Source organism: Geodermatophilus tzadiensis (assembly GCF_003002915.1).
GTDB lineage: Bacteria > Actinomycetota > Actinomycetes > Mycobacteriales > Geodermatophilaceae > Geodermatophilus > Geodermatophilus tzadiensis.
Genome location: NZ_PVTG01000035.1, coordinates 1 through 1,074 on the forward strand (window position 1 = coordinate 1; position 1,074 = coordinate 1,074).

At 75.5% G+C, this 1,074-nt stretch carries 1 protein-coding gene; it reads right to left on the reverse strand.

Annotation, left to right across the window (positions count from 1 at the left end; all coding sequences use genetic code 11):
- Positions 1 to 1,062, reverse strand: a 1,062-nt coding sequence (locus LY71_RS23025; protein ID WP_245888255.1) for a DUF222 domain-containing protein, incomplete at its 3' end; no start/stop codon positions are given.
- Positions 1,063 to 1,074: the final 12 nt, after the last annotated feature.

Below are 1,074 nucleotides of genomic sequence, written 5' to 3' on the forward strand. Positions count from 1 at the left end.
GGCGAGGCGGCGCAGCTGCTCGAGCGTGGTGGTGGCGCGCAGGGCGCCGTCGTCGTCGGCCAGCGCCAACGCGACCGACCCGCCCTCCGGCGTACGGAGGCCGAGGGCGTCGAGCTGGGCGAGGAGGTCGCGGAGCTGGCCGATGGTGATCGGCAGGCCGTTGACCTCCCCGGCCTCGCCACTGCGGCCGGCCAGCGCGCTCAGGGTGGCGATGAGCTGCAGGTGCGCCGTCACCGGTGGCCGGCTGTCGTCCCAGGGCCGCTGGAGGAGGTCGGCGAGCACCGCGGCGCGCAACCGGCCGATGGGCCGGTCGTCGCCGTCCTGCTTCAGCAGGACCGCGAGCTGGTCGACCAGGTCGAAGCAGGCCGCCGCCACCGGCGCCGGCAGGTCCGCCGTGAGCGTGGACATGCCCTCGCGCGGGGAGGGATAGACGCGCACATCGGCCTGCCGCTCCGCCTCCCTGCGCCGCTCATCAACGGCATCGGCGTCCACCGCCAGCAGCGCGGCCACGGCGCGCTTGCGCAGGGTGTGCGTCGTCCAGCTCGCGGCCTGGCCGATCAGCTGGGACTCCACCCGCCGGGCCACCGCCGGGTCGGTGTGCTGCAGCACGTCCACGAGCACCTTCGCCCGCGCCTCGTCCAGCACCCCCTCCGCCAGCGCCGCCCAGGTCGCCGGCAGCGACTCCCGGTACACCCACGCCCGCTGCGCCAGCAGCGAGGCCGATCGGCGCCCGCAGTTGAGGACCACCGCCAGCTCGGCGGGAAAGAACTCACTGACGCCGGGCAGCTCCGGATCCGGCGCCCACGACCCCCGCTTCGCGCCGGGCGTGCCGGGCGCAGGATCGAGGTCGTCGGGGGTGTCGTCGGCCAGGCCCAGGACGAGCTCGGCCTCGTAGGCGGCGGTCATCGCCTTGACCGCCTGCACCCGGGCCAGTTCGGCGGCCTTCTGCTCCCGCGACAACAGCGCCACCGGCAGCCGCTGCACCTCCGGCGCCCCGGCGACGAGCAGGTCGAGGAGCCCACCGGTGAACACCGGCGGCGCGTCGTCCTCGATCTCGGGCACGAGCCGAACCTA